25 protein-coding genes and 2 tRNA genes are annotated in these 26,862 nt (G+C 59.9%); 13 read left to right on the top strand and 14 right to left on the bottom strand.

From position 1 onward, the window contains the following. Window positions 1–114: 114 nt before the first annotated feature. The 3 genes from AC50YM_RS13405 to AC50YM_RS13395 all read right to left on the bottom strand — a co-directional run bounded on the left by AC50YM_RS13405 (window position 115) and on the right by AC50YM_RS13395 (window position 4,258). A complete protein-coding gene (locus tag AC50YM_RS13405) occupies window positions 115–1,248 on the bottom strand; it encodes a reverse transcriptase domain-containing protein (RefSeq protein ID WP_494957445.1) in 1,134 nt (377 codons plus the stop codon). A 220-nt stretch (window positions 1,249–1,468) separates the two neighbouring features. Beyond that, window positions 1,469–2,767: a phosphoribosyltransferase-like protein gene (locus AC50YM_RS13400; RefSeq protein WP_494957444.1), complete on the bottom strand. Its 1,299-nt coding sequence runs from the start codon at window positions 2,765–2,767 to the stop codon at window positions 1,469–1,471. 312 nt (window positions 2,768–3,079) lie between these two features. Further along, window positions 3,080–4,258: an RNA-guided endonuclease InsQ/TnpB family protein gene (locus tag AC50YM_RS13395; RefSeq protein WP_494957464.1), complete on the bottom strand. Its 1,179-nt coding sequence runs from the start codon at window positions 4,256–4,258 to the stop codon at window positions 3,080–3,082. A gap of 120 nt (window positions 4,259–4,378) precedes the next feature. On the opposite strand from AC50YM_RS13395, the gene AC50YM_RS13390 reads away from it, so the two are divergent. Both AC50YM_RS13390 and AC50YM_RS13385 read left to right on the top strand, forming a co-directional pair. Beyond that, entirely contained in the window at window positions 4,379–4,690 is a 312-nt protein-coding gene (locus AC50YM_RS13390; protein WP_494957443.1) for a helix-turn-helix domain-containing protein, read from the top strand. A gap of 993 nt (window positions 4,691–5,683) precedes the next feature. Continuing rightward, complete coding sequence (locus tag AC50YM_RS13385; RefSeq protein ID WP_494957442.1) at window positions 5,684–9,085, top strand: SIR2 family protein; 3,402 nt, start codon at window positions 5,684–5,686, stop codon at window positions 9,083–9,085. Between the two features lie 163 nt (window positions 9,086–9,248). On the opposite strand, the gene AC50YM_RS13380 is transcribed toward AC50YM_RS13385, so the two are convergent. Continuing rightward, on the bottom strand, window positions 9,249–9,377 hold the full coding sequence (locus tag AC50YM_RS13380) for a hypothetical protein (RefSeq protein ID WP_494957441.1): 129 nt from the start codon (window positions 9,375–9,377) through the stop codon (window positions 9,249–9,251). A 142-nt stretch (window positions 9,378–9,519) separates the two neighbouring features. On the opposite strand from AC50YM_RS13380, the gene AC50YM_RS13375 reads away from it, so the two are divergent. The 8 genes from AC50YM_RS13375 (at window position 9,520) to AC50YM_RS13340 (ending at window position 14,671) form a co-directional block, all read left to right on the top strand. Then, window positions 9,520–9,642 (top strand): hypothetical protein, encoded by a 123-nt coding sequence (locus AC50YM_RS13375; protein WP_494957440.1) that lies wholly within the window; start codon window positions 9,520–9,522, stop codon window positions 9,640–9,642. Between the two features lie 105 nt (window positions 9,643–9,747). Next, on the top strand, window positions 9,748–10,398 hold the full coding sequence (locus tag AC50YM_RS13370) for a helicase associated domain-containing protein (protein WP_494957439.1): 651 nt from the start codon (window positions 9,748–9,750) through the stop codon (window positions 10,396–10,398). A gap of 428 nt (window positions 10,399–10,826) precedes the next feature. Beyond that, complete coding sequence (locus AC50YM_RS13365) at window positions 10,827–11,258, top strand: LexA family protein (protein WP_494957438.1); 432 nt, start codon at window positions 10,827–10,829, stop codon at window positions 11,256–11,258. After that, complete coding sequence (locus AC50YM_RS13360; protein WP_494957437.1) at window positions 11,251–12,549, top strand: Y-family DNA polymerase; 1,299 nt, start codon at window positions 11,251–11,253, stop codon at window positions 12,547–12,549. The genes AC50YM_RS13365 and AC50YM_RS13360 overlap by 8 nt, the downstream gene beginning before the upstream one ends. A 38-nt stretch (window positions 12,550–12,587) precedes the next feature. After that, the gene (locus AC50YM_RS13355) at window positions 12,588–12,926 is read left to right on the top strand and encodes a hypothetical protein (RefSeq protein WP_494957436.1); all 339 of its coding nucleotides are present in this window, start codon (window positions 12,588–12,590) and stop codon (window positions 12,924–12,926) included. Continuing rightward, window positions 12,923–13,297, top strand: a complete 375-nt coding sequence (locus tag AC50YM_RS13350) for a hypothetical protein (RefSeq protein WP_494957435.1) — start codon at window positions 12,923–12,925, stop codon at window positions 13,295–13,297. The genes AC50YM_RS13355 and AC50YM_RS13350 overlap by 4 nt, the downstream gene beginning before the upstream one ends. Before the next feature lie 126 nt (window positions 13,298–13,423). Continuing rightward, window positions 13,424–13,624: a hypothetical protein gene (locus tag AC50YM_RS13345; RefSeq protein ID WP_494957434.1), complete on the top strand. Its 201-nt coding sequence runs from the start codon at window positions 13,424–13,426 to the stop codon at window positions 13,622–13,624. Window positions 13,625–13,717: 93 nt separating this feature from the next. Then, window positions 13,718–14,671, top strand: a complete 954-nt coding sequence (locus tag AC50YM_RS13340) for an ATP-dependent DNA ligase (RefSeq protein ID WP_494957433.1) — start codon at window positions 13,718–13,720, stop codon at window positions 14,669–14,671. Here the strand turns inward: AC50YM_RS13340 and AC50YM_RS13335 are convergent. The 5 genes from AC50YM_RS13335 to AC50YM_RS13315 form a co-directional block, all read right to left on the bottom strand. Beyond that, window positions 14,668–15,372, bottom strand: coding sequence for an SOS response-associated peptidase (locus tag AC50YM_RS13335; RefSeq protein ID WP_494957432.1), 705 nt, complete (start codon window positions 15,370–15,372; stop codon window positions 14,668–14,670). The two genes, AC50YM_RS13340 and AC50YM_RS13335, sit on opposite strands and share 4 nt — an antisense overlap. A gap of 86 nt (window positions 15,373–15,458) precedes the next feature. Then, window positions 15,459–16,370, bottom strand: coding sequence for a hypothetical protein (locus AC50YM_RS13330; protein ID WP_494957431.1), 912 nt, complete (start codon window positions 16,368–16,370; stop codon window positions 15,459–15,461). 144 nt (window positions 16,371–16,514) lie between these two features. Then, a complete protein-coding gene (locus AC50YM_RS13325) occupies window positions 16,515–16,661 on the bottom strand; it encodes a hypothetical protein (protein WP_494957430.1) in 147 nt (48 codons plus the stop codon). A 132-nt stretch (window positions 16,662–16,793) separates the two neighbouring features. Beyond that, window positions 16,794–17,534 (bottom strand): DUF5131 family protein, encoded by a 741-nt coding sequence (locus AC50YM_RS13320; protein ID WP_494957429.1) that lies wholly within the window; start codon window positions 17,532–17,534, stop codon window positions 16,794–16,796. A gap of 105 nt (window positions 17,535–17,639) precedes the next feature. Next, a complete protein-coding gene (locus AC50YM_RS13315; protein WP_494957428.1) occupies window positions 17,640–18,740 on the bottom strand; it encodes a three-Cys-motif partner protein TcmP in 1,101 nt (366 codons plus the stop codon). A gap of 262 nt (window positions 18,741–19,002) precedes the next feature. Here AC50YM_RS13315 and AC50YM_RS13310 point away from each other — a divergent pair, with 262 nt between their 5' ends. Genes AC50YM_RS13310 through AC50YM_RS13300 form a run of 3 tightly spaced genes read left to right on the top strand, consistent with a single transcriptional unit; the run spans window position 19,003 to window position 19,893 of the window. Next, on the top strand, window positions 19,003–19,464 hold the full coding sequence (locus AC50YM_RS13310) for a transposase family protein (protein WP_494957427.1): 462 nt from the start codon (window positions 19,003–19,005) through the stop codon (window positions 19,462–19,464). 10 nt (window positions 19,465–19,474) lie between these two features. Continuing rightward, entirely contained in the window at window positions 19,475–19,639 is a 165-nt protein-coding gene (locus AC50YM_RS13305) for a hypothetical protein (protein WP_494957426.1), read from the top strand. Next, on the top strand, window positions 19,636–19,893 hold the full coding sequence (locus AC50YM_RS13300; protein WP_494957425.1) for a transposase: 258 nt from the start codon (window positions 19,636–19,638) through the stop codon (window positions 19,891–19,893). Before AC50YM_RS13305 ends, AC50YM_RS13300 begins: the two co-directional genes overlap by 4 nt. Window positions 19,894–20,044: 151 nt before the next feature. Here the strand turns inward: AC50YM_RS13300 and AC50YM_RS13295 are convergent, their stop codons facing one another. The 5 genes from AC50YM_RS13295 to AC50YM_RS13275 all read right to left on the bottom strand — a co-directional run bounded on the left by AC50YM_RS13295 (window position 20,045) and on the right by AC50YM_RS13275 (window position 26,742). Continuing rightward, window positions 20,045–21,556, bottom strand: a complete 1,512-nt coding sequence (locus AC50YM_RS13295) for a class I SAM-dependent DNA methyltransferase (RefSeq protein ID WP_494957424.1) — start codon at window positions 21,554–21,556, stop codon at window positions 20,045–20,047. 1 nt (window position 21,557) lies between these two features. Next, the gene (locus AC50YM_RS13290; protein WP_494957423.1) at window positions 21,558–22,907 is read right to left on the bottom strand and encodes a restriction endonuclease subunit S; all 1,350 of its coding nucleotides are present in this window, start codon (window positions 22,905–22,907) and stop codon (window positions 21,558–21,560) included. Further along, window positions 22,904–25,666, bottom strand: a complete 2,763-nt coding sequence (locus tag AC50YM_RS13285; protein ID WP_494957422.1) for a type I restriction endonuclease subunit R — start codon at window positions 25,664–25,666, stop codon at window positions 22,904–22,906. The genes AC50YM_RS13290 and AC50YM_RS13285 overlap by 4 nt, the downstream gene beginning before the upstream one ends. Before the next feature lie 866 nt (window positions 25,667–26,532). Further along, a tRNA-Met gene (locus AC50YM_RS13280) sits at window positions 26,533–26,609 on the bottom strand. A gap of 61 nt (window positions 26,610–26,670) precedes the next feature. After that, window positions 26,671–26,742, bottom strand: a tRNA-Thr gene (locus AC50YM_RS13275). Window positions 26,743–26,862 lie beyond the last annotated feature (120 nt).

The following is a 26,862-nucleotide window of genomic DNA, read 5'->3' as shown; positions in this document are numbered from 1 at the left end:
TCCGCGGAACGTTCTTGCAGCGGTCGTGTCGGCTTAGCGTGGCTTCGGAACGGTTGAGTTCAACAGTGCACAGGGAAACTTCCGACCACCGTTGAAGGCTCCTAAGGCACGTCATTAATCGTCTTCACCGCGTCGTCCCAAAACGCCCACGACATCGATGAACGGCACATTCAAGCGTGTAAGCGCTTCACTCATCCGCTGACCCCAACTCGGGTCAATTCCCTTACCGAAAGCCACATGCCCCCACAAGTAAGCAACAAATTCGATCTCGCTTGAATATTTTCTGAAGGAAGCATGCTTGGACAATCCGGCTTTTTCAATTCCGTAGAGCTCTGATTCAAATCTTCGCTTATAAGGGCGAGACAGACCTACCCCAGCATCTGATACAGCAAGGCCAAGAATCCTGTAACTACTTTTATTGAGAAGGATCTTCGTCTTTTCGCCATTGAGAGATAACCGGAACCGTGCACTTAGCGCTGCGATTTCATTTATTACTGACTGACACTCAGTACGAGACAGCACGCCGACACTGGACACGGCTATGTCGTCGGCATAGCGCGTTACGTTGAATCCAGAATATTTGAGACGCTCTAAAGCTTTGTCAAACTCTCGTAGAGCCAGATTGGAAAGTGCCCCGCTAGTCGGCGCACCTTGAGCAAGGAACCGACGGCCATGTATGCGGTAAGGCTTCAGATTGGCTTTATTGATGAGGGCGACCTTGCCTCCCCACGTACATAGCATGGCCATTTCAAATGCAAGCAATTCGGGATATCCCGAACGAACAAAGATCTCATAAACGGAGGCGCTATCAATGGAGCCAAAGAAATCAGCAAAGTCAAGCTTTATTAAAGCTCGACTTCCAACATGCTTTGTCGCTGCATCGAGTATTCCGGTACCCGCCGTGTAAGCATAGGAGACATCACTACTCGAACCCTTAGGAATGCAGTTTCTCAGAATATATCGCTGAACTCTTTTGAGGTGATCATTCGGCATTCGGATGATACGGAACCCGCGACCATTCTTTTTCTTCATGCGAAGTTCAGTGTAATGCGCCTCGGTGTTTGTAATAACATCGCGTAGGCGCCGATACGGTACACCTGATAGGAAAGCCAAATGGCCGAGGGTATATATAGGTGTTACGCCGAAATCGCGGCATTCCTCATCTACTCTGCGGATTTCTTCTAAAAGGTCTAGACTGCCACCTTTTTCAAGTAAGACCTGGCCGTATGCGTGGGGTGAAATGATCACCTACCATCGGTCCCTTCATGCCGGAGCGATTGTTCGTGGGGTCCATAGTTCGTAGTTGTAATGTGCATGATGCAGCTGGGTAGGCCGGCATGATGCACCTATGTACACGTGCAAACCATGGTCGACACACGATGAAATCCCATCGCTGGGATACTCATCCGCAACTACTCGCGCAGTTGCTGATGATGGAGGGCCAATAGCGCCTCTATCTAACTAGGGGTCATTTCACCCCACGCACAGATTTAGGGTAGTAGGCTCCACGGACTCCGTCAAATTCCGCTCGAACGTACCTCATCCCACGCTTGTATTCGGAATAATTCTCCTGGCTCCCAAACTTCCGCAGACTTTTATAACCCGCTTCAGTCAGGGTGAATGCGCCGGTTGCCCAGCCGATTTCATTAAATATCTTTAGGATTCGCTTACTGTCAATATATGACAGGCCAAGTTCACTTCGGATTTCCGGAGGTGTATAGTGCAGCGCCATCAATAAGAGCATTGCCCACTCCTTGGACTTTCCAGCGTTAGATATCTTGACGGCGGTTATTAGTTTCTGCTTACGGAGTTTTTCGTTGTAGGCATCAACATTTCGAAGTGGCAGTGGACTCGGAGTAGGAGTTAGCGCTTTCACATCCGGCGGTATTCGGCGATTATCAAACAGTGCAACGTACTTAACTTTACTCTTCGCTGGGGCACTACGAATCAACAGATCTGGCATATTATTGGGGGCCGACGAGCCGAGCGGCAAGAATAGTGCGCCGGTGTCCATGAAGCCGAGGCCGCGCTTGCCGATCTTGTTGCTGGTGATCACCTTGGGATATTTCTGAATAATACTCATTACCGCATTCAGAGCATCGCCCGCGGGAAAATATGTGCCCACTGATGGTACTTCACACACAATCGTCCGGTTGACCTGTAAGTATTCTGGAGCTGAGTCAAGCATTTCAATTACTTGGCGTGTTGCCCCCCAGCATACCAAATGGACTTGAATGCTTGTTCTCCTTTTTCCCAGTAGCGAAGAGACCCGCTCGCTCTTCCAGAATGAGTCCATGAAGAATGCTACCTGTGTCCCTGACATTGAGTTGTCAACGATAAAAATGAATCCTAGCTGCGATTCCGATGTCTCAGCTGCCTTGAAAGCTTCTGCAGATCCGTCAAATGTAACCTGCTCGCCAAATGTTTTTCTCGTGTCGCGAGCTACCAAGGCGAGATAATTCTCCGAGCCAGCATCTTTTCCTATAAGCATTAATGGCTCGTAGTCATCGAACATTCGCAACTCTCTATCGTCTGTCCGCTTCAGGTCTAAGTGCTTAAGCACATCTTCCCTGGATACAATGGGGGCAACGTAGAAGTTGTTTTCGGATGAGGATATAATTTCCTGAATTGCCGCTTCGATATCAGACTTTATCTGGTCAGACGTGGTGATCTGGATTGAGTCAATCAACAGATCTGCAGCAATTCGGTCTTCCTCGGAGAATTGTTCTAACCACCTACGCCCACTCACTGTGTCGCGTAGTTTCATGGGAGACCCCTTCATGGGTGAGATGTGAGGCCGATCTTTGATCGTACAGCCGGGCTCGAAATGCGCAGCTGGTGGGAAAGCATATCAATTCCTTTGGCCAAACTTTGCACAGGCTCGGCGGGTTCATGGCCCGCGGGAGCGTCTCCGTTCAAGAATCCGGATTCTCCCTGCATCCTAATGCCCGGACATCCAATCCATCCTCCAGCGCATGAAGGTGACTTAAGCTCTACTACGCGAATTCGCCCGCTTCGTGCGGGACGCATGCAACGCAGCTTCGAGTGGGTCACAGCGGACCCTTCTCGTGACGCCGGCTTAGGCCGTGTCCCGCAGGGCCAGCCCGGCCCTGAGTATGTTGCGCGCCGCGTTGACGTCGGCGTCTGCTCGGTGCCCGCACGAAAGGCAGAGGAATACCTTGCCGTTCCGGTTGGCCGCCTCCCGGTGCCCGCACTTACTGCAGGTCTGGGAGGTGTAGGCCGGGTCGACCTGGATGAACTCTCGTCCGGCGCTTTCAGCCTTGGCGCGTATCAAATCCAGGAGGCATCTCCAGCCTGCATCGAGTATGGACCGGTTGAGTCCGGTCTTTGCACTCCCTCCGTTGGGTTCGTAGCCCCCGGCCCCGTCGGGCCGGGGTGCCGCACGCCGGGTCATGCTGGCTGTGCTTAGATCCTCCGCCACGATTACGTCGTAGCTGTCCACGAGCTGGCGCGCCGTCTTGTGAAGATAGTCGTGCCGCTGGTTGCGGGTCTTCCGGTGCACGCCGGCAACCTTCTGCCGGGCCTTGCGGTGGCGGTTGGATCCCTTTTTGGTGCGTGACAGTGCCTGGTTGGCTACTGCCAGCTTGTCCAGAGAGGCGTGGCCGTAGCCAGGGTTGCCAATCCGCTCCCCCAGGGAGGTATACGCTAGGCCGTTGGCGCCGGTGGCGAGGTCGATGCCGATCACGGCGCCGGTCTTCGGCAGCGGCTCCGGGAGCTCCTGCTCGACGGACAGCACGACGTACCAGTGCCGGCCTTCACGCTTCACGGCCAGCGTTTTTACCCGCCCCACGACGGGCCGGTGTTGCTTCACCTTGACGTGGCCGACGCCTTTGAAATATGCCCGGGTTTGTGTCGGGTGCGAGTCCCACTTCGCGCCGAGCCCGTTGCGGTGGACGACCGTGTTAAACCGGCCGGCCCCTCTAAAGCGTGGGTAGCCCACTTTCTTTTCGCCGGCCTTAACGCGGCGGAAGAAGGCTTGGAAAGATCTTTCCAAGCGGCGGATGATCTGGGACTCGGCGGCGGCGGACCAGCGCTCGTAGTCGGGGTCGTCGGCGCGAATGTCTTTGAGCTGTGCGTCCTGGGCGGGGAAGGTGACGCTTATCCGGGCGCGCCTCCATTGGTCGCTGCGGTCCTGCAGGGCGGCGTTGTAGAGAAACCGGAGGTCATTCAGCATCGCCAGGAATAGGTCCTGCTGCTTCGATGTCGGGTACATGCGGAACTTGTAACCCCGGATCATGGCGTCCAGTCGCAGGCTTCCAAAGTCCGTACCTGCCTTTCTCTCCACAGGTGCAAGGAACGACATGCATGTATCACTAGTAGAGCAGACAAGACTGATGTTGTCAGTTGACATGGATAAATGCCCACCCGCCCGCACCAGTCCTCCGAGGAGCAGACCCGCCGGTGGGCAGAGCGCAGGACGATGGTCGGGGCGAGGATCCGAGAGCTCCGACTCGAGCAGGCTCTCTCCCAGGAAGCTTTGGCACTGGAGTCCGGGTTGAGCCGCAACATGATCATCGGGATCGAGTGGGGCCGGAAAAGCGTGGCTTACGAGCGACTCTGGGATATCGCCAACGTGCTTGATGTGCCGGTGACGGCCCTACTCCTCCCGCCCGGTTCGGCAGCAAAGAGCACGCCCTACCGTGGCGGTCGGCAACCCATGGGCGGGTAGCCCGCAGGGGCAACGTAAATGGACGGACCCCGATGCAAAGCGACATGCCGCCCTGTGGCCGCAGAGGATTCCCGCATTGACAGTCAAAAACGGTCGGCCACGGACATTGAACGATCTCGGGCTCTGACAAGCTGGGCCGCGTCTCGTATCACGGCCCATTGGGTACTTAACTCCACAGACGCCGTAATGGCTGCCTAGCCCGAGAGAAAATACGCTGCTGCTCGAGGAACGATTTGACCCGTTGAACGTGCAGTTGGCAGCAGAGCTTGTGCTGCTCTTCATACTCTCGAGAATATCCGGCCGCTTCGGCCGCCAGCGTGAAGTAATGCCCATGTTCGAGGACCGTCGTCCACCCGTCAGACGGTCCGTCCGCGAGCTGCCGAATCCATGCTCCGCACGGTCCTGATGATCGCCAGTTCCTGTGGAATTTCCTCCATGACCTCTCGGGCCGAGACATGCTCCACACCATCGCGTAACGAGATAAACACTTGAACCTCACCGGCCCCTCTACGCCAGGCGCTCGGAAGTCGCGCATAACGGTCGGGTCCATGAGAGCGCTGTTCTCCGGTGGCTTGATGAAGTTCCATGCCTGCCGGGGCGAAGCGTTGATCGCGGTTGCAGCAGATACGTAACGGATGGAAGGCTCAGCCGTTGGCGGCGTAACCTCCCGGCGATTGAACCAAGGACTCATGACGAGAGCGTTTCATCACAAGCGCCAATGCCCGCGCCGTCGTAGTCCCTCGATAAGATCGATGTGATCGCAGGGACTAGTCGTAAATACGTGAAGACAGGTTGAAGCATGAGCCTGAAATCTGCGCTGCAGGGGGAGATCAAGTGTGGATTACCAGTGACGTAAATTTGCCCCAAGCCGTTCTCGATGCACAATCCGAGGGGCGCTTGGTATTTTTCATTGGCGCAGGGGCTTCGGTGGACGCTCCGTCGGGACTTCCGCTCTTCGATAAGTTGGCCCGTCAGTTGGCAGAAATGGCACGAGTGCCTTTCGACGAGCACGTTGCGCTTGATTTCTTCCTGGGATTGATGCCAGAGGGCTTCGACACGCACCGCCACACCCGCGAAATCATCGCTCGCGAAGGGTCCGCACCGAACACAACCCACACCGCGATCGTTCGGGTGGCCTCTTCAGTTGGCCAACTGCGGGTCGTCACAACGAACTTCGATGACCACCTCTCGTCGGCAGCAGTTGCTGGGGGGATCGAGGTTTCCGACACATGGGTCGGTCCGGCCCTACCGCTCGGAGAAGATTTCACCGGCATCGTCCATCTTCACGGTTCGGTACTCCGCCACCCTCGGGAGCTGGTTCTCACCGACAGAGACTTCGGACGGGCGTATCTCACCAATGCATGGGCTACTCGGTTCCTGCTCCCCATGTTTCAGAGGTTTACGGTGCTGTTCGTCGGTTACAGCCATGATGATCCGATCATGAGCTACCTCGCGCTCGGGCTGCCGTCGGGGACGCCTCGATACGCGTTCACGAGTGCTGGCGAGGTCGACGACACTAAGTGGTCAAGGCTGCGGGTACAGATAATCGGTTACCCTGTCCAGGATCACGATCATAGGGCCCTTGTCGCTGCACTTGAGGCGTGGGATCTCCGCGCCCGGATGGGGCAGACCGAACACCGCGCTCGGATTGTTGAAGTCGTCAACGGCGGACCGACACTCACTCCGGTCGACTACGACTACCTCGTCGGTCAACTCGCGACCGCTAACGGTGGGCGCGAGTTTGTCCAGGCGGTCGCAGCTGTTGAAACAGATATCCAGGTAGCGTGGCTCCACTGGGCGGAAGGCCTTTCCGAGTTCAAATCGATCTTTGCTGGTCAGGACGGAGACCCTACGGCCACCATCCTTGGAAGCTGGTTCTGTCGGAACTTCATCGCGTTACCGGACCTGCATGGGGCCGCACTTCAGACGGTGCAGCGGTTGGGCCAGACATTCGGCAGCGGCCTCTTCCGTGTTGCCTGTTGGGCCGCCGACGAGCTGAGCAAGGTGGATGCTGGCGCCGGGCGGCGGTGGAAGGCGTTCCTGGCGACGTCAGTTCACGGTCACTCGATGCCGGTCGCCACAGAGACGCTCCTCTCACATCTCCCGAGTGATCGCCCGGAGGACCTAACGGTGCTTCGAGCGGCCCTCAGACCTTACCTCGTTCTCAAGCGACGCTGGCTCCTTGATGACCCGGGGGACCTGACAGCTACCCCGGACGCCGAAGTCCAGTGGAACACCGAGGCAGACACTCTCACTGGGCACATCCTCAAGGTTGTCGAGGTGACCGTGTCTGGCGACTCTACGCTGGGAGCGGTGTTGGAGGACTCTCTGAGCGCCGCTTATGACCTGCTCGATGCCTACCAAGGCGAACGTGATTGGGATCCGCTGAGCTTCGGTCGCTCGGCAATCGAACCACACGAGCAGGATGAATTTCGTGACCCCGTCGACGCAGTCATCGATGGACTTCGAACATACGGCGAGAAAGCTTTGCCCTCACGGCCTGATCTGCCCGAGCGATGGTGGTCACTGGGTCGACCACTCTTCCGCCGCCTCGCGCTTTATCTACTCGCACTTGACGATTCTCGGACGCCTGACGAGAAAATCTCGTGGTTGCTCCAACAGGCTGCTCTCTATGAACCCGACCTCAAACACGAGACTTACGCCGTTCTAAAGGTAGCGACCGAAAACGCATCAAACGAAGCCCGCGATCACCTTCTCGCAGCGGCACAAGTCGGACCAAGCCACCCCGAAGACTCCCCCGACCGTGACCGACACATCAATTACGCGACCTACAATTTACTCGTATGGCTGGCCCAAGTTGCGCCACGATGGTCAGAGGCGAGCACAGCACTGGCAGCAGCACATGCCGCAAACCCGGACTTCGCCCCACGGGAAAATCCCGACTTCGACACGTGGATGACGAGCGGCACCTGGGGCGGAAAACTGCCTGTGGAACCGGAGGACTTTATCAGATCCTTTGAAGAGGATCCCTCCGCCGCCGTCGATGACGTTCTAGCTCGGGATTACTCGACACGGAACTTCGACCAACCTGAGTGGCGCGACGCTCTATCTCTCGTCGGCCGAGTGGCTGAATCCCGACCAGAATTCGGCGAACAGTTCTGGGCACTCATCGATGAGCGGACGGAGCCAGAAACTCAGGCAAACGATCTTCGCCGAGCTATTATTGAGGGCTGGGCAAAGGCGACACTGAGTGGGATTGTCGACGCTGTCATCGCACGAGTTGCAACACAAGTTGAATTTCTTGAATCCGCACGCTCAGTCAGCCGATTCCTGCTGGAGCAGGTTAACAAGCAGATCGACAGCGACGAGACACCGGCTCTCGCGGCCATGCGCCGCATGGCCCTCCACCTCTGGGAGAAGCACCGCCACATGTTCACTCATTCCGAAGGAGTGGACTTGGTCTCGAGCGCACCGCTGCATCTCAATTCTTGGCCAGGGGACCTTGCGCATTACTGGACGGTCGAGGTTGACCGACGGTGGCGGAAGCATCGCGATGAATGGTCAGGCCTCAGTGATGAAGAGCGGGATGCCCTTACGAAACTTCTCGACGGTCCACCGTACGCGCTCAATGCCACCCGCCCGGCCATGGCCAGTTACTTGTTCTTTTTCTTCGCCGCTGACGAAACCTTCGCGGCCGAGCATGTGTTGCCGCTCTTCCTCGAGGAATCGACTGCGGCGTTGGCTTGGAATTCCTACCTACGTCACCCTCGACACAACGATAAGTTGCTCGCGGCGGGTCTTCTGGACAGCACGATTGCAGAGTGGGCCCGCTTGGACGCACTTACAGGCCCGCATATGCGGAATCGATTCTTTGCACTAGTCGTCTCAATCGTGTCCTTCGCTGGTATCACTCCAGAGTCACGCCGGACCCTGCTCGATCAGAGCGTGCTTACCGACGGTGGAGTGCATGAAGCCGATTTTGCTCATGCGGTTGTGCGCTTCCTCCGTGAGGACGGGATCGACGGCGGCGAAGTGTGGAAGAGATGGCTTCGCGACCACCTAATAGCACGACTGAGGGGCGTGCCAAGGACCCTAGACATCGAAAAACTTGCCTGCTGGGCAGACACCGTCCCTTACCTTGGCGATGGCATTCCTGAGGCGGCGGAACTGCTGAGCAACCGCAGCATCGGTCTCGGGACGCAGGGCCTCCGTCCGAACCTTCCAGAAGGGACGCTCTCCGTTCACGGTCCGGTTCTGGTGGCGCACTACGCGGAACGCATTCGCAATTCGTCACCCAGCAACTATGCCGCTGTCCACTACGTGACAGCGCTAATTGAAGCGTTGCGAGGCGCCCTCGACGACGCAGGCGTGCAACCGTTGGTCGAAGCCGCCACAGCGAAGGGGTTCATCGGACGCAACCCCTTCGGAGCGTAACGACAGGCTGCTATGTCAACTCCTCATCGCTGACGTGGCCCAAACGCATCGCAAAGTCCTCTTCTTCGTGCACCGCTCTGAATACCGTCCTCTCCCTCCTCTGAACTGCTTCCGTCGTCCAGTCCAGGATGTTCTTCCGTGTTCTCTCTGCCAACACCGAACGCTATTGCTTGAGTGATGGCCCAAGTTCCTTAGCGAGTCTCGCCTGAAGAATCATTGAAAAGAGTGCCAACTCGTTCTGCTTGACCGTGGGATGCTTGTCCTTCTCTTTCAGAAGCAGCGCGGCATTCATGAGGGGGACCTTCGACACTAACTGAGGCTCGTGCGACAGCACCTCCCACAGTACGCGCATCGCCCCGCTTTGCCCGTTCCGCACCTTCCAGGTCTCCGTCCGAGACATTGCCGCCCCGACAAGTCTCAACCTGGACCAGCTCGTGGCCGCAGACCGGATTCCGATCGCCCGCGCGCTGACCACCGCACCCGTCACCTCCACATGGAGACGGCAGAACTCGCCGCTTGACCTCGATCTGGACTTCGACCTCTTCGGCACGGACTGATCCCCCGACCTGACCCGGCACCGGAGCCACCCGGGCAATTAGCAGTGCCTATGGGCCCGGGTGCACGCCCGTATTGCGAGTCTGGGTCATGGCAGGATAGTGCCCATGGACAGGCGGTTGCGGCGCGCTCCTGACGCGGAATGGGTGCTGATGTACCGGCTCGGACTGAGCCGGAAACGCATCGCTGAGCTAGTGCGCGTTCATCCCGCCGTCGTCGGGTACCACCTGGTCATCGCCCGCCGCCAGGACCCGGGACTCGAGGCCGAACACCACGCCGCCGCGGGTACCAAACCCGGCCCCTCCCCCACGGACCTTGCCCGCATGGAAGAGGTCATCGCCTGGGTCTCTGCCGAAGGCCGGCTCCCTGAGGGCAGTTCCGGCGACCGGGACGAAAGGTCGATGGCGCGCTGGCTATCCAGTCGCCGGCGCGAAGCAGCCGAAGGATCCCTGGACCCGGACTACAGCCACGGTCTTGCCCGGGTGCCGGGGTGGGCCGAGAACCGCCGGGAAGTAGCGGACGAAGCCAGGTGGCACGAGCGCCTGGCAGAGCTCGTGGATTTCCGGCAGGAAGGAAACGACTGGCCACGCCACCACGACTATGACTCCGAACGTGAACACACCCTCGGAGTCTGGATCCACGCCCAGCGATACAAACGACGCCGCGGGGACCTCGACCCAGTGAAGGTCAAACTTCTGGACGCCGCCGTTCCCGGATGGCAGGCAGGCAGGACCCGGGGCCGCCGTCCCCGGCCGTGACCGGAAGGTCGCGTTTCCCAGCGGCGTGGCGTCAGGCCGGCTAGTAGAATGGCTTTTGGTTCTCCAGTCCCCCCAGCTTGGAGAACCGGGAGCCTCCGCGCTTGAGTCCTGGACTCGCGCAGAGGCTTCCTCATAGGCCCGATAGATGCCGTCACCTACCGCGCCGCTCCCCCGGCTGCCCCGCCAGGAAACAACCCATTTCAGGACCGGCGATGACATCAGCCGATGGCGTCGTGCCGGCAGCAAGGACGCCCACCGGGTTGTGCCCATTGTGGACAGGTGGTGGAGCCCTCCGCACAGCTCAAAGCTGTCCCCATTGGCGTACAACCCGTCCGCCGGAGGCCGGTCCGGAACCTGGATAGTTCTTTTGTCGGGGTGCACCAGTACACTTAAAATGAATCGAACATATATTCGAATAAAGGTGTGTTGTGGGCGTTATTGTCGGTCCCCGCGTGATAGATGCGGGCGCATCGTTGTTGTCGGTGCTGATCTCCCCGGTCGCTGTTGCAGCCGGGTATCCCTCGCCCGCGCAGGACTACTTTGATGGCCGGATCGACCTGAACGAGCACCTGATCAAGGACATCACCAGCACGTATGTCGTGCGAGTGTCCGGGGAGTCAATGGAGGGCGCGGGGATCAGCGACGGTGATGAACTGATCGTCAACCGGGCTCTGGAACCGGTGGACGGGTCCGTTGTCGTTGCGGTCCTGGACGGGGAGCTGACCATCAAACGGCTGCGGATCACCGGAACCGGGGTCGTGCTGCAGACAGAGAACCCGGCCTACCCGGATATCCGGGTGCCGTCCTTATCCGATCTGGTCGTGTGGGGCGTTGTGACCCGGTGTTTGCACCATGTCTAAGCCGGCGGTGATGCGGCATATGCCGCAGATCGCGCACGTGGATGTGAACTGCTTCTATGCCTCGGCCGAGCGGGCCTTCGACCCGTCGCTGGAGGGCCGGCCCGTTATCGTCCTGTCCAACAACGACGGCTGCGCCGTCACCCGCTCCCCCGAAGCCAAGGCCCTCGGCATCGCCATGGGTGAGCCCTGGTTCAAACTCGCCCCGCGCGCCAAGCAATGGGGCCTCGTTGCCCTCTCGAGCAACTACGAGCTCTACGGCGACATCAGCGCCCGGGTCATGGAGCTGCTGGGCCGGTACTCGGCCTGGCTGGAGGTCTACAGCATCGACGAGGCCTTCCTCGGCGTCAAAGGCACCCCGGACGAGCTCCTGGCCCTGGGCCGGGACATGAAGATCGCCGTGCGGCGAAACGTCGGGGTACCGGTCTGTGTGGGCATCGCGCCCACGAAGACCCTGGCGAAGCTGGCCAACAAGTGGGCGAAGAACAACCCCGCCTTCGACGGAGTCTGCCACTGGGACTCCGTGCCCGCCGCCGAGAGGGAAGGGCTGATGCGGCGCCTGTCGGTCATCGAGATCTGGGGTGTCGCCACGCGGCTGACCAAACGCCTCAACGGCTTGGGGATCCATTCGATCCTTGATCTGTCCCGGGCGGATCCGGTGATGATCCGGGACCGCTTCTCCGTCGTCATGATGCGCACCGTCTTGGAACTGCAGGGAACACCCTGCATCCCGATGGAGGAAGAACGGATCGGCCGGGACCAGCTCATCTTCTCCCGCTCCTTCGCCACCCCGATCACCACTGCGGCCGGGATCCGGCAGGTCATGAGCGTCTACGGCCAGCAGGCCTCGGCGCGGCTGGCCAAACACGGGCTCCAGGCCAAAGTCCTTACCGCGTTCGCCGGGACCTCACACTTCAACCCGAAAGACACCTCCTACCCCTCGGTGTGCGTGCCGCTCCCGATGCCGACCGCCGATCCGGTCCTGCTCACCAAAGCAGCCCATGCATTACTCCCCCGCATCTGCGAGGGCATCCGGTACGCCAGGGCCGGCATCATGGTCACCGATCTGAGACCCAGCGGCAACCAGGCACCCCTGGCCCTTTTCGAGAACCCGCACGAGGAACGCCACGTCGGAACCCTCCTCGAAGACATCACCCGCCGGTACGGGCGCGGATCCATCGGCCTGGGCCACGGCGGCATCCGCGGCGGACCGGACTGGACCATGAAACGGGACATGCTCTCCCCCCGCTACACCACCCACTGGGACGAACTCCCCCTCGTCAAAGCCGCCTAAAACACCCGCACGACAGCACCACGAAAGAACGCACCCCCATGACCACCACCACCATCGAAGCCCCCACCCAGACCAACGAATTGCAGGTCCGGACCGACCCGGCAGGCAAACCCCTCGCCATCCGCCACGACGGACGGATCTGGCTTGTCGACCCCGACACCGACTCCCAGCACTGGTTCGGACGCGACGCCTGGTGGGACACCCGCCGCACGGCAGCCGTCGGCAGCGGCGACCTGGTCAGCATCGAATATTGGCGGGTCCAGGTCCTCGGTTCCCACTCCGCCCTTCGAACCTTTACGCTGCGCCGGAACCCGCTCTCCACCCAATGGCTCCTGGAAAGCATCAGCGACGCCGACGACACAACCGAAGAAGAGTGAACGGCCAACCCATCAGCGATCAGACGTGGGAAGGAATCAGCAGAGAATTCACACTGCCCTCCCTGGAGCTTGTCCGCCGGCGGCTCTCCGAGCTCATGGAAGACCCCGAACCGGTGATGCGCCGGCTCGTTCGCGTCTTCATCGACGACGGCACCTTCTGCCCGGGCTTCCAGTTCCTCTCCGGCGGCCAGCTCCAGCCAACCGTCACGGCACTCTTCCGCAGAGCCATGGAGCTGGATATCCCGCACAACTACTTCACCCTCTGGATGATCACCCCGTCCACGGCACTTGCCGGAACCCGTCCCGTAGACCACCTAAAAGGTGGCCCCGCTCCCCTTCTCCGGGCACTGGAATCCTACCGCTGGCGCTAGCGGCGGCCCCTGACGGAACCGGCGGGGTGCGTAGCGTTGGTCCATGGGACTCATCTACGACAGCCCGGACCTCGCGGCCCTGACACTGACGCGGCTCGCCGCAGAAGAATCCAAGGACCCGGCGCCTTGGAAGACCGCGTGCTCGACTATCTGGGCGACCTGGAACAACGCAACGGCACCACCTTCCTGGAGCTGTTGGCCATCAGCCTCGCCCGGGTCCACTTCAAATCACTGGACGACCTGGCCCGGGCCACCGGCGCCGGCTCGGCAGCACTGCTGGACCACGCCGAGGTAGAAGCGCTGGAAGGCATCGATGGAGGTAGCTAGACCGCCGTCCGGGTCCGGGCTGCCAGCGGGCCCTGTCCCCCGCTAAAGCTGGCCCTAGCCCGGGCCGTCACGAGGACGCCACGAGCTGATGCGTTGCCCGGCGGCCTGTCCTACGAGCCCAAATGGGACGATTACCGCTGCGTCGCGATCCACGACGATACCGGGGTGACCCTGTGGTCCAGGCAGGGCAAGGAGCTCACCGGGTACTTCCCCGAACTCACTGCCGCCCTCGCGTCAGAGGTGCCGCCCGGGTGCGTGGTCGACGGCGAAGCCGTGATCTGGGCCGGGGGCAGGCTGGACTTCTCCGCCTTGCAGCAACGTCTGGGCGCCGGCCCGAAGACTCTCCCCGGAATTGTTCGGCAGGCGCCGGCCAGTTACGTGGCCTTCGATGTTCTGGCCGTGGCCGGACAAGATGCAAGGGCACTGCCGCTGAGTCAACGGCGGGCGCTCCTGGAAGAACTGCCCCGCGGTTGGGCACCTCCGCTCTCCCTCTCCCCCGCCACCACCGATCCGGACGAGGCGGCCAGATGGTTTGAAGACCTGCCTCACACCGGGATCGAGGGGCTGGTCATCAAAGGCACCGACCAGCCCTACACGCCTGGCGCCCGTTCCTGGCTGAAACTCAAGCACCGCGAAACCGTAGAAATCATCTGCGGAGCAGTCGTCGGGCCTATCACCGAACCCCGCGAGGTCGTGGCCGGGCTGGTCCTGGACGGGGAGCTACGGATCGTCGGCAGATCCACACCCTTGAAGACGACAGCTGCGCGGGAACTGGCGCGGTGGCTGCAACCTCCCCGCGGCGCCCACCCCTGGCCGGCGACGGTGAAGGGCACCACCCTGGACCGGTTCAACCGCGACAAGGACCCCGTGGCGCTGACGCTGGTGGAACCTTTGGCGGTGGAAGTCTCCGCCGATACGGCCTGGTCCGGCAGGTCCTTCCGTCACCCGCTGCGCGTCCTCCGTGCACGGCCGGAACTGTCCCCCGCGGACATCACCTTGCCCGACATGCTACGGCCACGTGGCCGGGCGCCAGCGAGCAGTGATTAGGTGGTCGGCTCAATGAGTTCCGGGCCGTTGTTGCGCATCCTGTTGACCCGGTCCGTGACCACCCGGGGCGTCAGGACAGGTTCAGGGATGGCGTCGAGCATCTCCTGCACCTTTTCCTTGTCCGTGGTGTCCGGGTCCAGCCACCGGGCGTACATGCTGGGCGGAATGATGACGGGAGCCCGGTCATGGACGTGGCCGAGAGAATCATGCGCCGTGGTCGTCAGGACGGTGCAGCTGAGCAGCCACCTATTCGGGTCATCCTCGGGAAGGGACGGGTCCGGCCAAAACTCATACAGCCCGGCGAAGGCCAGCACATTCTCCGTTTCGGAGTAGAGGTAATTCGGGATCTTCTTTCCGTCCTCGGTCTTCTGCCACTCGTAATAACCCTCCGCCGGGACCAGCGCCCGGCGTTTGACGGCAGCCTTACGGAACGACGGCTTGTCCAGGATCGACTCGCTGCGGGCGTTGATCAGCCTCGAACCGATCTTGATGTCCTTGGCCCAGGACGGAACCAAACCCCAGCGGGCGATCAACAACCGGCGATCCAGGGAGCCCTCGTCCAGGCGCTCCGCGATGATGGGAACGTCCTGGGTCGGAGCGACGTTCCAGCTGGGCGGGGGCGGGCTGCCCTCTACCTCCTTAGCCTCGAAATGGCTGAGGAGATCCCCGGTGGCCTTGGACATCACGTATCTGCCGCACATGGATTCATTGTGCCCTACGCCGCACTCACCGGGAGGCGGACCCGGCCGCGGCAACGCACGCCGCCCTGCGGCTGGACGATCCGGCCCTACCGGCCCTGCCGGTATGTCTTGTGGTCCACGAAAGGACGACCATCACGCCCATATCGGTCCGTCAACATAAGTCGCCGAGTATGCGTTGATTTGTGCACTCCCTCCGCAGATAGTCCTACGTATCCGAGGAGGTTGGTGGCGAGAGCATCAGAAATATCCAGCAGAGGGGAGGCCAGTGACACGAGCACTTGGGACCACGGCCCTGAGAGCCCATACGTCAGCCAGGGGTTTGAGTGTGTGGCGCCTGAGTTAAGGCCCCAGGCGTAATGGATTCTTGGTGTGTACTTCAGGCTCAATTCTGTGCTCTTCACATTTACGTTGGCCACTACGGGCCCACAGCGGACATTCTTCGCATCTCCGTTTAAGTTCACTTCCACTTCGAGTCCGATGCTCCTGAAGTGTTCCACAGCCCCGTCCCTGCCGTCCTTGCCTCTCTGCAGATCGCCTCTATCTCCTAAGATCCCGTCAAAAATTCGCAGAATAGGGATGCCCCCTTGGACCTTGGCTAAAAAGTCGGCGGCCGATCGGACAAGTCTCGCCTGTGGAGAAATGCCAAGGTCGGTCAGCAAACAGATCCGCAAAGCGGCGTCGTGTATGGCACGGACGCAGTTCATGGCGGGTAGCGCAAGCATCTTTTCGCCGTCCAACAGCGCGATGATTCCCTGGCGATGTTCGTCGATGGCGGAAAGCAACAACGCGACGGTTCCAACAGATTCGGCGAACACGCCCAACACCAAATCTCTGTGTTCGCTCTCGTCAGCCCATTCCCGGTCTCGCAACGCAGCAGAGCCGGCGGGCGGCTCGACAAAGCATTCGAGCGCTTGATCCGCGACTGCCGCGATGGCCGCCCTTTGTTGAGCAAGGATGCGCTGCACGAGGAGATTTAGATCCGGGGCTTGAACTGACATGTGGTCAACCTACTCTGTAAAAGGTGCGTACGGTTTTCCAAGCCCTCAGTGGTGCATAGCGTCGGCCAGGGTCAGGGAGCGGGGTCAACAGAACCGGACTGCTCTCAAACAACATCCCGGGCGGCATGGCACTACTCGATCCGGTCACTCCACAACCACCAGCGCGGGCAACTGTTCCTCGGACACCCTGACGATGCGCTTGACGAGGTCCAGGATGTACCGGGGATTTCCAACTTCTCGACAGTAGTCGTTAGCGTCGTTGGTGATCTGCGAAGCCTTATGCGTGGTCACGTGGTAGCGCTCGAGAGCCCACTCCAGAGCGGGCCATTGACGCGATAGTCGAACGCTTCGTCGGAGACTCCGGCGATCGATCCTGACGAGATCTCCTCGAGCGGCCGTTGGAGAATGATTTCTCAGATTCCGTCAGCCCACTTTGGGCATGGAGTCCCAAGTGCGGCCCCCGAGCGTCCTACCATTTTGCTTGGGAGTTCGTCCGCCCCACTGCTTGAAGAAGAACGGCACGTCGTGACGAGCACATTGATCTCGAATGTCTTCGACCCAAGCCACTTCCATCGGACGGTGATTTGGTCCTGATTCCCCACCGGCTATCACCCAGTCGATACCGGACAAGTTCAAGTTGGGCAATGGACCCAGGAGCGGCTCGCACGACAGGAATCGGATTTCTGATGGAGTAGACCGCAAGTGGTCGATTCTGTCGATTACATCCGCATCTTCGACTGAAACCCCCATCCACAGGTTCGACGGCCAGGACAAGCGATCGGCCATCCGAGCCATGCGGTGAGACCGCTTGGTCAATACCTGGTAGGTGTGTTGGGGAGTCGACTCGATGACGTCAAAAATGTCCTGCACGAACGATAGCGGCACCTTCGCGTGGAAGAGATCGCTCATGGAATTTACGAAGATAAGACGCGGTTTCTTCCACGCTCGCGGCTGGTCAAGAGCAGAAGGATGGATAGTTACCCCAAAGCCGGGCCCGGACGTGGCGGGGTTCCCGTCATTCTGATACTTCTCGGCCCCCATTGCCTTCAGTCGCTTGGAGAGCGCGAGTGCATAGCAGTTATCACAGCCCGCAGCGACCCTGTCGCAACCTGTAACTGGGTTCCAAGTCGCTTGGGTCCATTCGATCGGAGAGTTTGAACTCACGATTGCCTCTCCACGCTTTCCACTGATGCAAGAAAATAAGGGATACCGTCTAACGTAACCCCTCCCGCTCGTTCCACTTGTCCATGCAGGCTTTGTGCGTATCGTTCACGTGCTCGCGAACGCGATCAGTGTCCCCGCGGGAAAGAATCCCTTTCGTTTCTGGTTGGGGCTGGTTACCTTACCTGCATGCTGCATGGGTCTCAGAGTCGCGGTTTTTACGTGCTTACTGGCATACGGAGTGTGCACTAGGACGTATTCTTCCACTTGCTCGAAGGTCAGGGTTCTGCCGGCGAAGTGTGAGGCCAGTTCCTTCTGGAGGGGTGAGGTGTCCGGTTCATCGACGAACAAGACGTCTTGCCCAGCCAGGCGATCCGAAAACTGGAAAGTTCCACCGGGGTCAACTTTCCACATGGCTTCCTTCATTACTCTTAGACCGGCCACGTTTCTCGTTCCGAAGAAAAGGTAGTGTCCTGTGTGTCCGTCCTTTGTTATCATTTCGAAGCTCTGGACGTATGGGAATTTGCACACGGTTTTCAGTTGCTCCTGGTACAGGTCATGTAGGAACTTCTTCCGGGCGTGCCCCGCGAGCCCACGCACTTCCTTGAAGCGATCTGTACCGAAGAGTTCAGTCAGGCGTTCATCGACGTTGCCGGCTGAAGCAAACCTGTTGATGGCGTTGAAACTAAAGAAGACAAAGACCTCACACTTGTCAAAGTTGAGCAAGCGTCCTAAGAGTTCAATGGGCAGGCCTGAGATGCCAAAGGGGTCAACAAAAGCGAAGGTCGGTGCAAGTTTCTTCTTTTGCTCCTCAAGGTGAGTTAGCAGGCCCTCCGCCGTGGATTCAAAGTCTCCATGTTCTACGGCGACGCTAACGTTCTCCGGCCAAGGCTTCCGCGCCTCCATTAGCTCATCGACTACCTCGCGGAGTTGCTCACACCGTTTCCGGTCCGCTTCATTGAACAAGAACATGAACTCCCTGTGGGACATGTTCGGTCCATACCCATGATCCAACAGAGTTTCAAGAGCGATGATGGGGGAACCCGGCTCGCCGCCCTCGTATCGTCCGGGACCGGCAAACCCGTCGAAGAATAGGATGCGTCCGTTGTGTCGGCTAAGTATCGGAAACCATCCACCTAGATATCTCTGCAAGAGAGCGTGCTTGGCGGCTGTGTGTGGCTCCTGGTTCCAGATTGTTGTTTTCGACATTTGTTCCCCCAATTTGATCAGTAATCCTGGGCACTATCTGATCACGGCGCAGCGTCACTATTGCTGTGTGACATCCATAGGGCCCGCAATGAAGCAATGCGGCCTTCGCAGATGAACGTGGTTAGGGCGGTCTGAGACTGGCGCCGCGGGGTAGGGCCGTTTCCGGTGCGGCGTGGTGCAGAGGGAAAGAGGTCAGGGCTCCTTTGAATTGGTAGCGACCAAGCAAACCAATACCAAAAGAGACCCTGACATGAATAACTCTATGTCTTGTTCTGATGGCAGCTGGTGCACGCGCGCGGATGCGCTGCTCGGTGTCGATGGCGTCCACGTCAGCTCCGTCACGACCATCCAAGGCGGACTGATTCTGGGCGTCGAGACGGGGGAGGACGTCACCGGCTGCCCCGACTGCGGCGTCGTCGCGGTCGGGCACGGACGCCGGCAGGTCCGGCTCCACGACATTCCCTGTTTCGGCCGCCCGGTGCGGCTGCTGTGGGCCAAGCATGTCTGGCGCTGCCCGGATCCGGACTGCCCGAGGACGACGTTCACCGAGGAGCATCCGCTGGCCGGGCCCCGGGCGAAAATCACCGCCCGTGCCGTGAACTGGGCAACCGACGCGCTGCAGCATTTCGACACTTCGGTATCGGCGCTGGCCCACGAGCTCGTGAGACTCCTGGCACACGGTGTGGCACGGGATCCTGGCCGAGGCCGCGCGGCGGAGCGCTGACACTGGCCGGTTGGTGGGGGTGAATGCGCTCGGCGTCGACGAACATGTTTGGGCCCACACTGGTCCGCCCGGCACCGGGATGGTCACCGGGATCGTGGATCACACTCGTGACGCGGACGGCATCGTTCACGCCCGGCTGCGGGACCTCGTGCTGGGGCACTCGTCACCGAGGTGATCGCGTCGTTCCCGACCTGCTCCATCCCGGAAGTCGCCCGCCTCGGCCGGACACTCAAACAATGGAAGTTGGCGATCCTGGCGTACTTCGACACCAACGGCGCCTCCAACGCCCCCCGAAGCAATCAACCGCGTCATAGAACCACCCGCAGAATCGCCTGTGGCTTCCGCAACTTCACCAACTACCGGCTCAGATGCCTACTCGCCGCCGGAGGCCACCGCCCCTACCGGACGACACAAACCAACCATGCCTAAATGCGAAGGGCCCCTTGAGGAGGCTATGAACCATCAGATGTCGGAAAATTACGGGGGGCTCCCCTTCTTAGGCCTCACCACCCCCAAAAGAGTTCAGTTGGGGACGAATTCGCGCATTGTGACAACGGCGCACAACGATGGCTTCTCCCGGTCAGTCCGCGGTCAGTGCATCCTCATCAGGCTCTGAAGGGCTCAGCTGCTCTTCCAGCGCAGTCGCCACGGCATCGAATTCGGCCAGCGCCACAGTGAGGTCAGCAACGATCTCGCGGGCAATGATGTCAGGGGAAAACAGGTTTTCGAGTTCTTCCAGGGACTCATTGCTCAACCATGTGATGTCGAGGTTGGCTTGGTCCCGAGCGACAATCTCGTCGTAATCAAAGGCCTTAAACCGCTCGGACTCCTTCCGTTGGTCATAGGGGCGACCGGGTTTGCAGCAGGATACGAAGTCGTCAAGATCGGTCCGGCGCAAGGGGTTCTGCTTGAGCGTGAAGTGCATCTTTGTGCGCAGATCGTAGACCCACAGCTTTCGGGTCCAGGGCTGCTCGCTGGCTGGCTTCTTGTCGAAGAACAAGACGTTTGCCTTTACACCCTGGGCGTAGAACAGGCCGGTGGGCAGCCGAAGCATGGTGTGCAGGTCAAAGTCTGTGAGCAGCTTTTTCCGGATGGTTTCGCCAGCGCCGCCTTCGAATAGGACGTTGTCCGGCACGACCACAGCGGCCCGGCCGTTCATGGCCAAGATAGTCATGATGTGCTGGACGAAGTTGAGCTGCTTATTCGAGGTGGTCGCCACGAAGTCTGGACGCTCGATTTCCAGGTCTTCGCGGACCTCCCGCCCGTCCGCCCCAACCATCGTGAGGGAGGACTTCCGCCCAAAGGGCGGATTTGCCAGCACCACCGACCAACGCTCCCCCGGGTCGGCGATGAGGGAATCCTTTACCTCGATCACGGCTTGCCCGTTTGGGCCGCCAATGCCATGCAGGAGCATGTTCATCGCGGCGAGTCGGGCGGTCCCGTCGACGAGCTCTATGCCATGGGCGAAGGTCTCCCGCAGTTTTCGCCGCTCGGGTGGCGTCATAGACTCCGCGTGCTGCTCCGCGTAGTCGTGAGCGACCAGGAGGAATCCTCCCGTCCCGCAGGCCGGGTCGGTGACCGTGTCCACAACCGTAGGCTGCACAATGTCGACGATCGCCTGAATCAACGGGCGTGGAGTGAAGTACTGTCCGGCCCCAGATCCCTTGTCCGAAGCACTCTTAGCGAGCAGTGTTTCATAGGCGTCACCAGCGATGTCCGTGCCAGCAGAGGACCAGTGTTCCTTGTCGATGAGGTCCACCACCAGCCGGCGCAGCTTGGCCGGATCCTGGATTCGGTTCTGCGCCTTGCGGAAGATCACGCCTACCGTGCCAGACTGCTGACCGAGGCCGTGCAGGATGCGGTTGTACTGGGTTTCGATCTGCTCGCCCTTGGCATCTGTGAGCTGCGTCCAGGAGAATTCCTCGGGGATAATCTGCTCCGGCTTCAGTTTCCGGGTGGCTCGCTCGTGCGCCATTTTGAGGAACAACAGGTAGGTCAGCTGCTCGGTGTATTCGAGCACGCCTACGCCGTCGTCCCGCAGAACGTGGCAGTAGGACCAAAGCTTATCGATAAGGCGGCGAGTATCGGTCATTTTAGAGTGCCTCAAGAGTCATGTTCAGGTTGTCGGGAGAGGGCATGCCGGGGTCAATAGCGGCCGCTAGATATCTTTGGGTCAGCCGTCCTTCGAACGCGGTGGTGAGGATAGAGCGGCGAAGATTGTCCGCACGATTCAAGGCACTCTCAAGCGTTTGGTCGAGCCGGTTGAGATTGGCGAGTTGGCCCATAAGCTCGTGGGCAATGCGCTTACTCTCCTCGAAAGGCGGAACGACAACCGGCATCTGCTTGATCTTGGACAGACTGATGGATGCGAGGTTGACGCTCTGCCTCCCATTCCGCTCCGCCCACGCACCGCCGAGGGTGTTGGTGAGAAACGACAGGAAGTAGGGGTCGAGAACGCCGTCTCGGATTCGCGCACGAAACACGTGGTTCTGATGAATGCAATGAGGGACCTGACCTTCCCAGACCCACCCACGGGCGAGTTTGTCTCGGTCACCGCCCTCGTTGAGGAGGACGTCACCTGGCCGAAGTTCAAGTTGAACAGCTTGTTTTTCGGCAACTTTGATCTCAGTGATTTTTTTAAGGTTCAGATGGCCTCGCTGAACATTAGCGACACGGAGATAAGGGCGAGTGATATAGCCGGGGGTGGACTGCTTCTTGGCATCCTTCGTCACGCCACCCACGACTTCTGCGATGTCCCCCAGCCGGGCCGGAGACCACGATACGGGGATATCTGGCAGGTTACCGTCGTGGACATCAGTTGACTCCCATGGCTTGCGTTCTTCGGAGGAGTTTTGACCGGAGATAGCCGCTTGAATCAGCTGCCGTCGTAGTGCCTCGATTCGCACTCGATTGGTCTTCACTGTCATGATGGCCGAATCGAGGGTCATCAAATGGTCCTCGATTTCGGCGACAATGCGGGTTTGCTCGTCGAGGGGTGCGACGGGAATAGGCCACTGCTTCAGGACGGTTTGGCTTATGTTCTTCTGAGTCGCGCCTTTTCCTGCCGCTGCCAGAGCAGCGCGCTGGGACAAAAGGTAGTAAAAAAGGTACATCAGCTTTACGCCAGGGCCAGGCATAGCTGCGGCGATCGCTTGATTGGTCGTCACCTCATGGACGGTCCGGCCTAACTTGCCGATGGACCCATACATCGCAATGAGCAAGCTGCCGGAAGGCACCCATTTCGCGCTGGAGTTCAGCAACCCAAGTTCAGAAATTGAACTTCGGGTGTGGGTAAGCGGCCCGTCGGAGAGATCGCCGATGATCGCCCACGGTATGTGGCCATCGTAGTAGGACGCGGTGCCGGCCTTAGGTGTTCCCCCACTACTCCATTTGGCAACGTCTCCCAATGTCAGCCATTTCCACTTATTAGGAAGTTCCCTCACGCCGTCAGCACCTCGTTGAGCTCCTTAATATAGTCGGCGGCGTTGTCGCCTAGGTCGCGCAAAGCTCCGTCGACTCCCCCTCGTTCGGTGAACGGCGCCTCATCCAGATCGTCGGCGGAGATGCCAGTTGATACTGCTATGACTTCAATCATCCGGTCCAGCCACCATCTTTCCTTGTCGGTGAACTCCGTGCCCGCCTGCTTCTGTTGTGCTAGCCAGCTGGCGTACCGCTCACGGACAAGGTCGGCGTAGGGAACCAGCTCGTCGTCCAGCCCTGTAGCGAACCGCAGTAGCGATACCAGGTCTGTGAGCGTGTGGCGGTCACTGTGGCGCACCTTTCCAAGCTCTACTTTCTCGTAAGCTGCCCATAGCACGTCTGGAGTCCAGTTGTGCGGCGGGCGGGATATGCGCTCCGCCAGCTCCTGGATATCTGGAAAGGACACCCGGCGCTGCCTCGCCTCCGTGAGCAGCTGGAGCGCCGTGATTTCGTCCCGGTGCTCCTGCAAATAGGCCGTCCACGAGTCTACAACTGAACGCGCCAGTGCCGGGTCCACGACCCCGTGGGCGTCCAGCAGCACGTCCTTTGTCACCTCATCGATCACCCGGTCGTGAGTACGGCGCAACTCCAGGATGCGCTGACGCAGTTCCGGATTTGCCGCCAGCGGCTTGACCGCCTGATCCAGGAGCTCCTGAATAGCCTGGTCCTGGTCGGCGGCATCGGCGCTGATAGCAGCCTGGCGGTCGGTGTCCACGGCATCCACAAGATCCCGCACGATACCCTGCAACGGCCTTCCCGCGACGTCGTCGAGCTCCTTCCGTTCCTCCGGGCTAAGTTGCAGTTCCAGGGCGGCCAGACGGGAGGCCAGAGTCGCCGTTTCGTCTTCGGTGAGGGTCAATGATGACGCCTTCTCGAGCAGCCTCTGCAGCGACATGCCCTTTTTCCGGTTCAACGGGGGCTCCACGAAGTCGTGCTCGGTCACGCCAACGGCATCGACGATTACGAAGCGGGTCTTCTCCTTGGCATCGGGCGTAACAGCCTGGAAATCCGTGGATGAGATGGTGCGGGCACCGCGGCCCTTCATCTGCTCGAAGTACTGAGCCGAGCGGACGTCCCGCATGAAAAAGACACACTCCAGCGGCTTCACGTCAGTTCCAGTGGCAATCATGTCCACGGTCACCGCAATGCGCAGGGTCGGAGAAGTCCGGAATGCTTGCAAGTGCACCTTGGGGTCTTTCGCCTGATAGGTGATCTTCGCGGCGAAGCCGTTGCCCTTGCCGAAGACCTCACGGACGGTAGTGACAATCTCCTCGGCATGGGCATCGTCCTTGGCGAAGATCAAGGTCTTCGGCACCGTCTCACGGCCCGGGAAGATGTCGATGAAAAGCCGGTCCCGGAAAGTCTCCAGCACCGTACGGATCTGGGAGCGGGAAGTTACGGCGCGGTCGAGCTGTTTGTTGGTGTACTCGAGGTCCTCATCGAGTGCGACGAGTTTTTGCTCCCGGGTACGGCGGTCGACCTTCGGAACGATGATCCCAGCCTCGATCTTCCCGCCGTGCTCGGAAATCTCGGTCTTGATTCGGAATAGGTCGAAGTCCACGTTGACCCGGTCGGCCACTGATTGTGGGTAGGTGTATTCAGCAACCAAGTTCTGGCGGAAGAACGCGAAGGTCTGCTTGCCTGGAGTGGCGGTGAGTCCCACGACATGGGCGTCGAAGTACTCAAGCACATGGCGCCAGACCCCGTAGATAGACCGGTGCGCTTCATCGACGATCACCAGATCGAAGGACTCCGGCGGCAGCTGAGGATTGTAGGCCACCTCCACCGGTGATTCCGGGACGAAGGCGTCCAGCTGAGGATCGTCTTCGTCAGCTACTTCTTCGTTTTGCAAGACTCGGAACACGCGCTGGATGGTTGAGATGACCACATCCGAGGACTCAAGCATGCCTGCCCGGGTGAGCTTGTCCACGTTGTAATGCTCCGTGAAGCGGCGCCCGTCGTCGGGGTTGCGGTAGTTCTGGAACTCCCCGGTAGTTTGGTCGCCGAGGTTGTTGCGATCCACCAGGAACAGGATGCGGCGGAAGCCTCCATAGCGCAGGAGTCGGTAGGCCAGCGTCACGGCTGTATAGGTTTTGCCGGCCCCGGTGGCCATTTGAATCAGCGAACGGTCGAAGCGCTGCTCACAAAGGCTCTGTTCCACGCCTTGAACGGCGATAATCTGTGCAGGACGCAGGGACGTCTCGTCCAGCAGTGGCATGGTGTGCACCTTCCCGCGCCACGTCGGAGTCTCGCTGCCGGTCTCAGCGTCGCGAACCTGCCGGGCCAGGGTTTCGGCACGAGGGAAGCCGAATACCATCCGGGCCCTGGGCTCGGGGTCGAAACCGTTCGTATAGTGGATCTCATGGCCGTTGGCCTCGAAGACGAAAGGTAGCTCCCCATCGCGGGTGAGCACCTTGCGGCGGACGGTGTCCGGCAACCCGGAAGCATACGTAGCAGATTGCCATTCCACACCGCTGAGAGTGGTTCCCTCCGGTTTGGCCTCGATCACGCCGACCACTTTCGTGTCCACGTAGAGGAGGTAGTCGGAGCGGCCGTGTCCTGGAGCCATGATTTCCTCGCGGCAGGCTATCCCCTGACCGGCGAAAAGGTTGCGATCCTTTCGATCTTGGACCTTCCAGCCTGCGCCTCGGAGCTGTTTATCGATGAGCACTCGGGCACGTTGCTCGGCTGGAAGGTGCGGGTCCTGCGGACTTTGGGTCATGTTGTGCATCCTATGACGGGAGTTGGAGTGTCCATGTGATCGACGGTGCCGGAAGTCCGCGTGCGGCGAGGAGCGGCGGAGACAGCGCTGTTCTGGACTTCAGATGGAGCCAAGCCGGTTTGCCGCCGGAGTCACAAGGGATGCCTATGTCACTCACCCTTTGCCTGTGCCTGATGTCACGTCGTAGCGCAACGCGTCGAGAAGGCTATTCGCCATGGTTCCCGCCGCCGCTGCAGCGGTCTCGGCATTGCGTTGGGCATCCGAGGTGGCGTCAAGTACGGTCGCAAGCTGACGCTGCTCACGGAGCAGGATGAGTACGAGCTGAATGGAAGCGTGGGGAGCATCTTGCCAAGCAATACGACGACGGCTTCAAGGCTGCTGGAGCAGCTTGTACTGAATGGAGCGTTCACCACCACCGCTGCGGAATAGTGGTCCCATTACCGTGATGACGTACCGCGGCCCACCCGGCGTCGATCCGGTGACCCTTCGATTTTCACACCATAGTTCCAATCTGGACAGCGGCTGGCGCAGAAACGGACGGGGGTGGCTCCCCGGTCCGAACCAACCGTGGGAGACATGCCACATAACCCTCAGGTGGCCATTTAACGGCCCGGCACGCGCAGATGGTGCCGAGCTACTCCGTGGCGCCACGGCGGGCGCTCTATGGCGCAGGACGCCGCTGATGGGCTTCCCTAGCTGGCCCTCCCGGTGCGAAGAAGCAGTTCTGGCCAGGAACAGCCATTTAACAGCCATGTCTCAGAGATTCGGAAGGAATTCAGGCGCATCCAAGAGATGGCTCTCTGAAAGCGAAGAACTTTGAGGACGCAAAAAACCCCCGGAATCTTGCGGATTCCGGGGGTCTTATCTGGTAGCGGCGGGGAGGCTCGATCTCCCGACCTCACGATTATGAGTCGTGCGCTCTAACCAACTGAGCTACGCCGCCATAAATGAGGAAAGCCTGCGCTAGCCGGTCAAAAACCGCCTTGACACAGGCCCTCATTCAGAGCCCCCCACCGGAATCGATCCGGTGACCTCGTTCTTACCAAGAACGCGCTCTACCACTGAGCTAGGGGGGCAACGAGTAAATACTTTACCGGAAGATTCCGCTGCCAACAAATCGGCTCCGGAACGGCATGTAAAGCGTCAAAATCCGCGGAAATCAGGGGTATCCAGGGCCTCGCGGTGCCCCGGAGCCG

It is taken from the genome of Pseudarthrobacter sp. RHLT1-30-1 (assembly GCF_059383415.1).
This window is presented reverse-complemented; position numbering and strand designations above follow the sequence as displayed.

What these genes read in the sequence shown, in the direction of transcription:
- AC50YM_RS13330 (WP_494957431.1), bottom strand. Translation starts at nt 16,370, where the DNA reads ATGTCAGTTCAAGCCCCGGATCTAAATCTCCTCGTGCAGCGCATCCTT.
- AC50YM_RS13335 (WP_494957432.1), bottom strand. Translation starts at nt 15,372, where the DNA reads ATGTGCGGCAGATACGTGATGTCCAAGGCCACCGGGGATCTCCTCAGC.
- AC50YM_RS13360 (WP_494957437.1), top strand. Translation starts at nt 11,251, where the DNA reads ATGTCTAAGCCGGCGGTGATGCGGCATATGCCGCAGATCGCGCACGTG.
- AC50YM_RS13310 (WP_494957427.1), top strand. Translation starts at nt 19,003, where the DNA reads ATGTCTTGTTCTGATGGCAGCTGGTGCACGCGCGCGGATGCGCTGCTC.
- AC50YM_RS13380 (WP_494957441.1), bottom strand. Translation starts at nt 9,377, where the DNA reads ATGAATGCCGCGCTGCTTCTGAAAGAGAAGGACAAGCATCCCACGGTC.
- AC50YM_RS13315 (WP_494957428.1), bottom strand. Translation starts at nt 18,740, where the DNA reads ATGTCGAAAACAACAATCTGGAACCAGGAGCCACACACAGCCGCCAAG.
- AC50YM_RS13370 (WP_494957439.1), top strand. Translation starts at nt 9,748, where the DNA reads ATGGACAGGCGGTTGCGGCGCGCTCCTGACGCGGAATGGGTGCTGATG.
- AC50YM_RS13400 (WP_494957444.1), bottom strand. Translation starts at nt 2,767, where the DNA reads ATGAAACTACGCGACACAGTGAGTGGGCGTAGGTGGTTAGAACAATTC.
- AC50YM_RS13395 (WP_494957464.1), bottom strand. Translation starts at nt 4,258, where the DNA reads ATGATCCGGGGTTACAAGTTCCGCATGTACCCGACATCGAAGCAGCAG.
- AC50YM_RS13295 (WP_494957424.1), bottom strand. Translation starts at nt 21,556, where the DNA reads ATGACCGATACTCGCCGCCTTATCGATAAGCTTTGGTCCTACTGCCAC.
- AC50YM_RS13390 (WP_494957443.1), top strand. Translation starts at nt 4,379, where the DNA reads ATGCCCACCCGCCCGCACCAGTCCTCCGAGGAGCAGACCCGCCGGTGG.
- AC50YM_RS13355 (WP_494957436.1), top strand. Translation starts at nt 12,588, where the DNA reads ATGACCACCACCACCATCGAAGCCCCCACCCAGACCAACGAATTGCAG.
- AC50YM_RS13285 (WP_494957422.1), bottom strand. Translation starts at nt 25,666, where the DNA reads ATGACCCAAAGTCCGCAGGACCCGCACCTTCCAGCCGAGCAACGTGCC.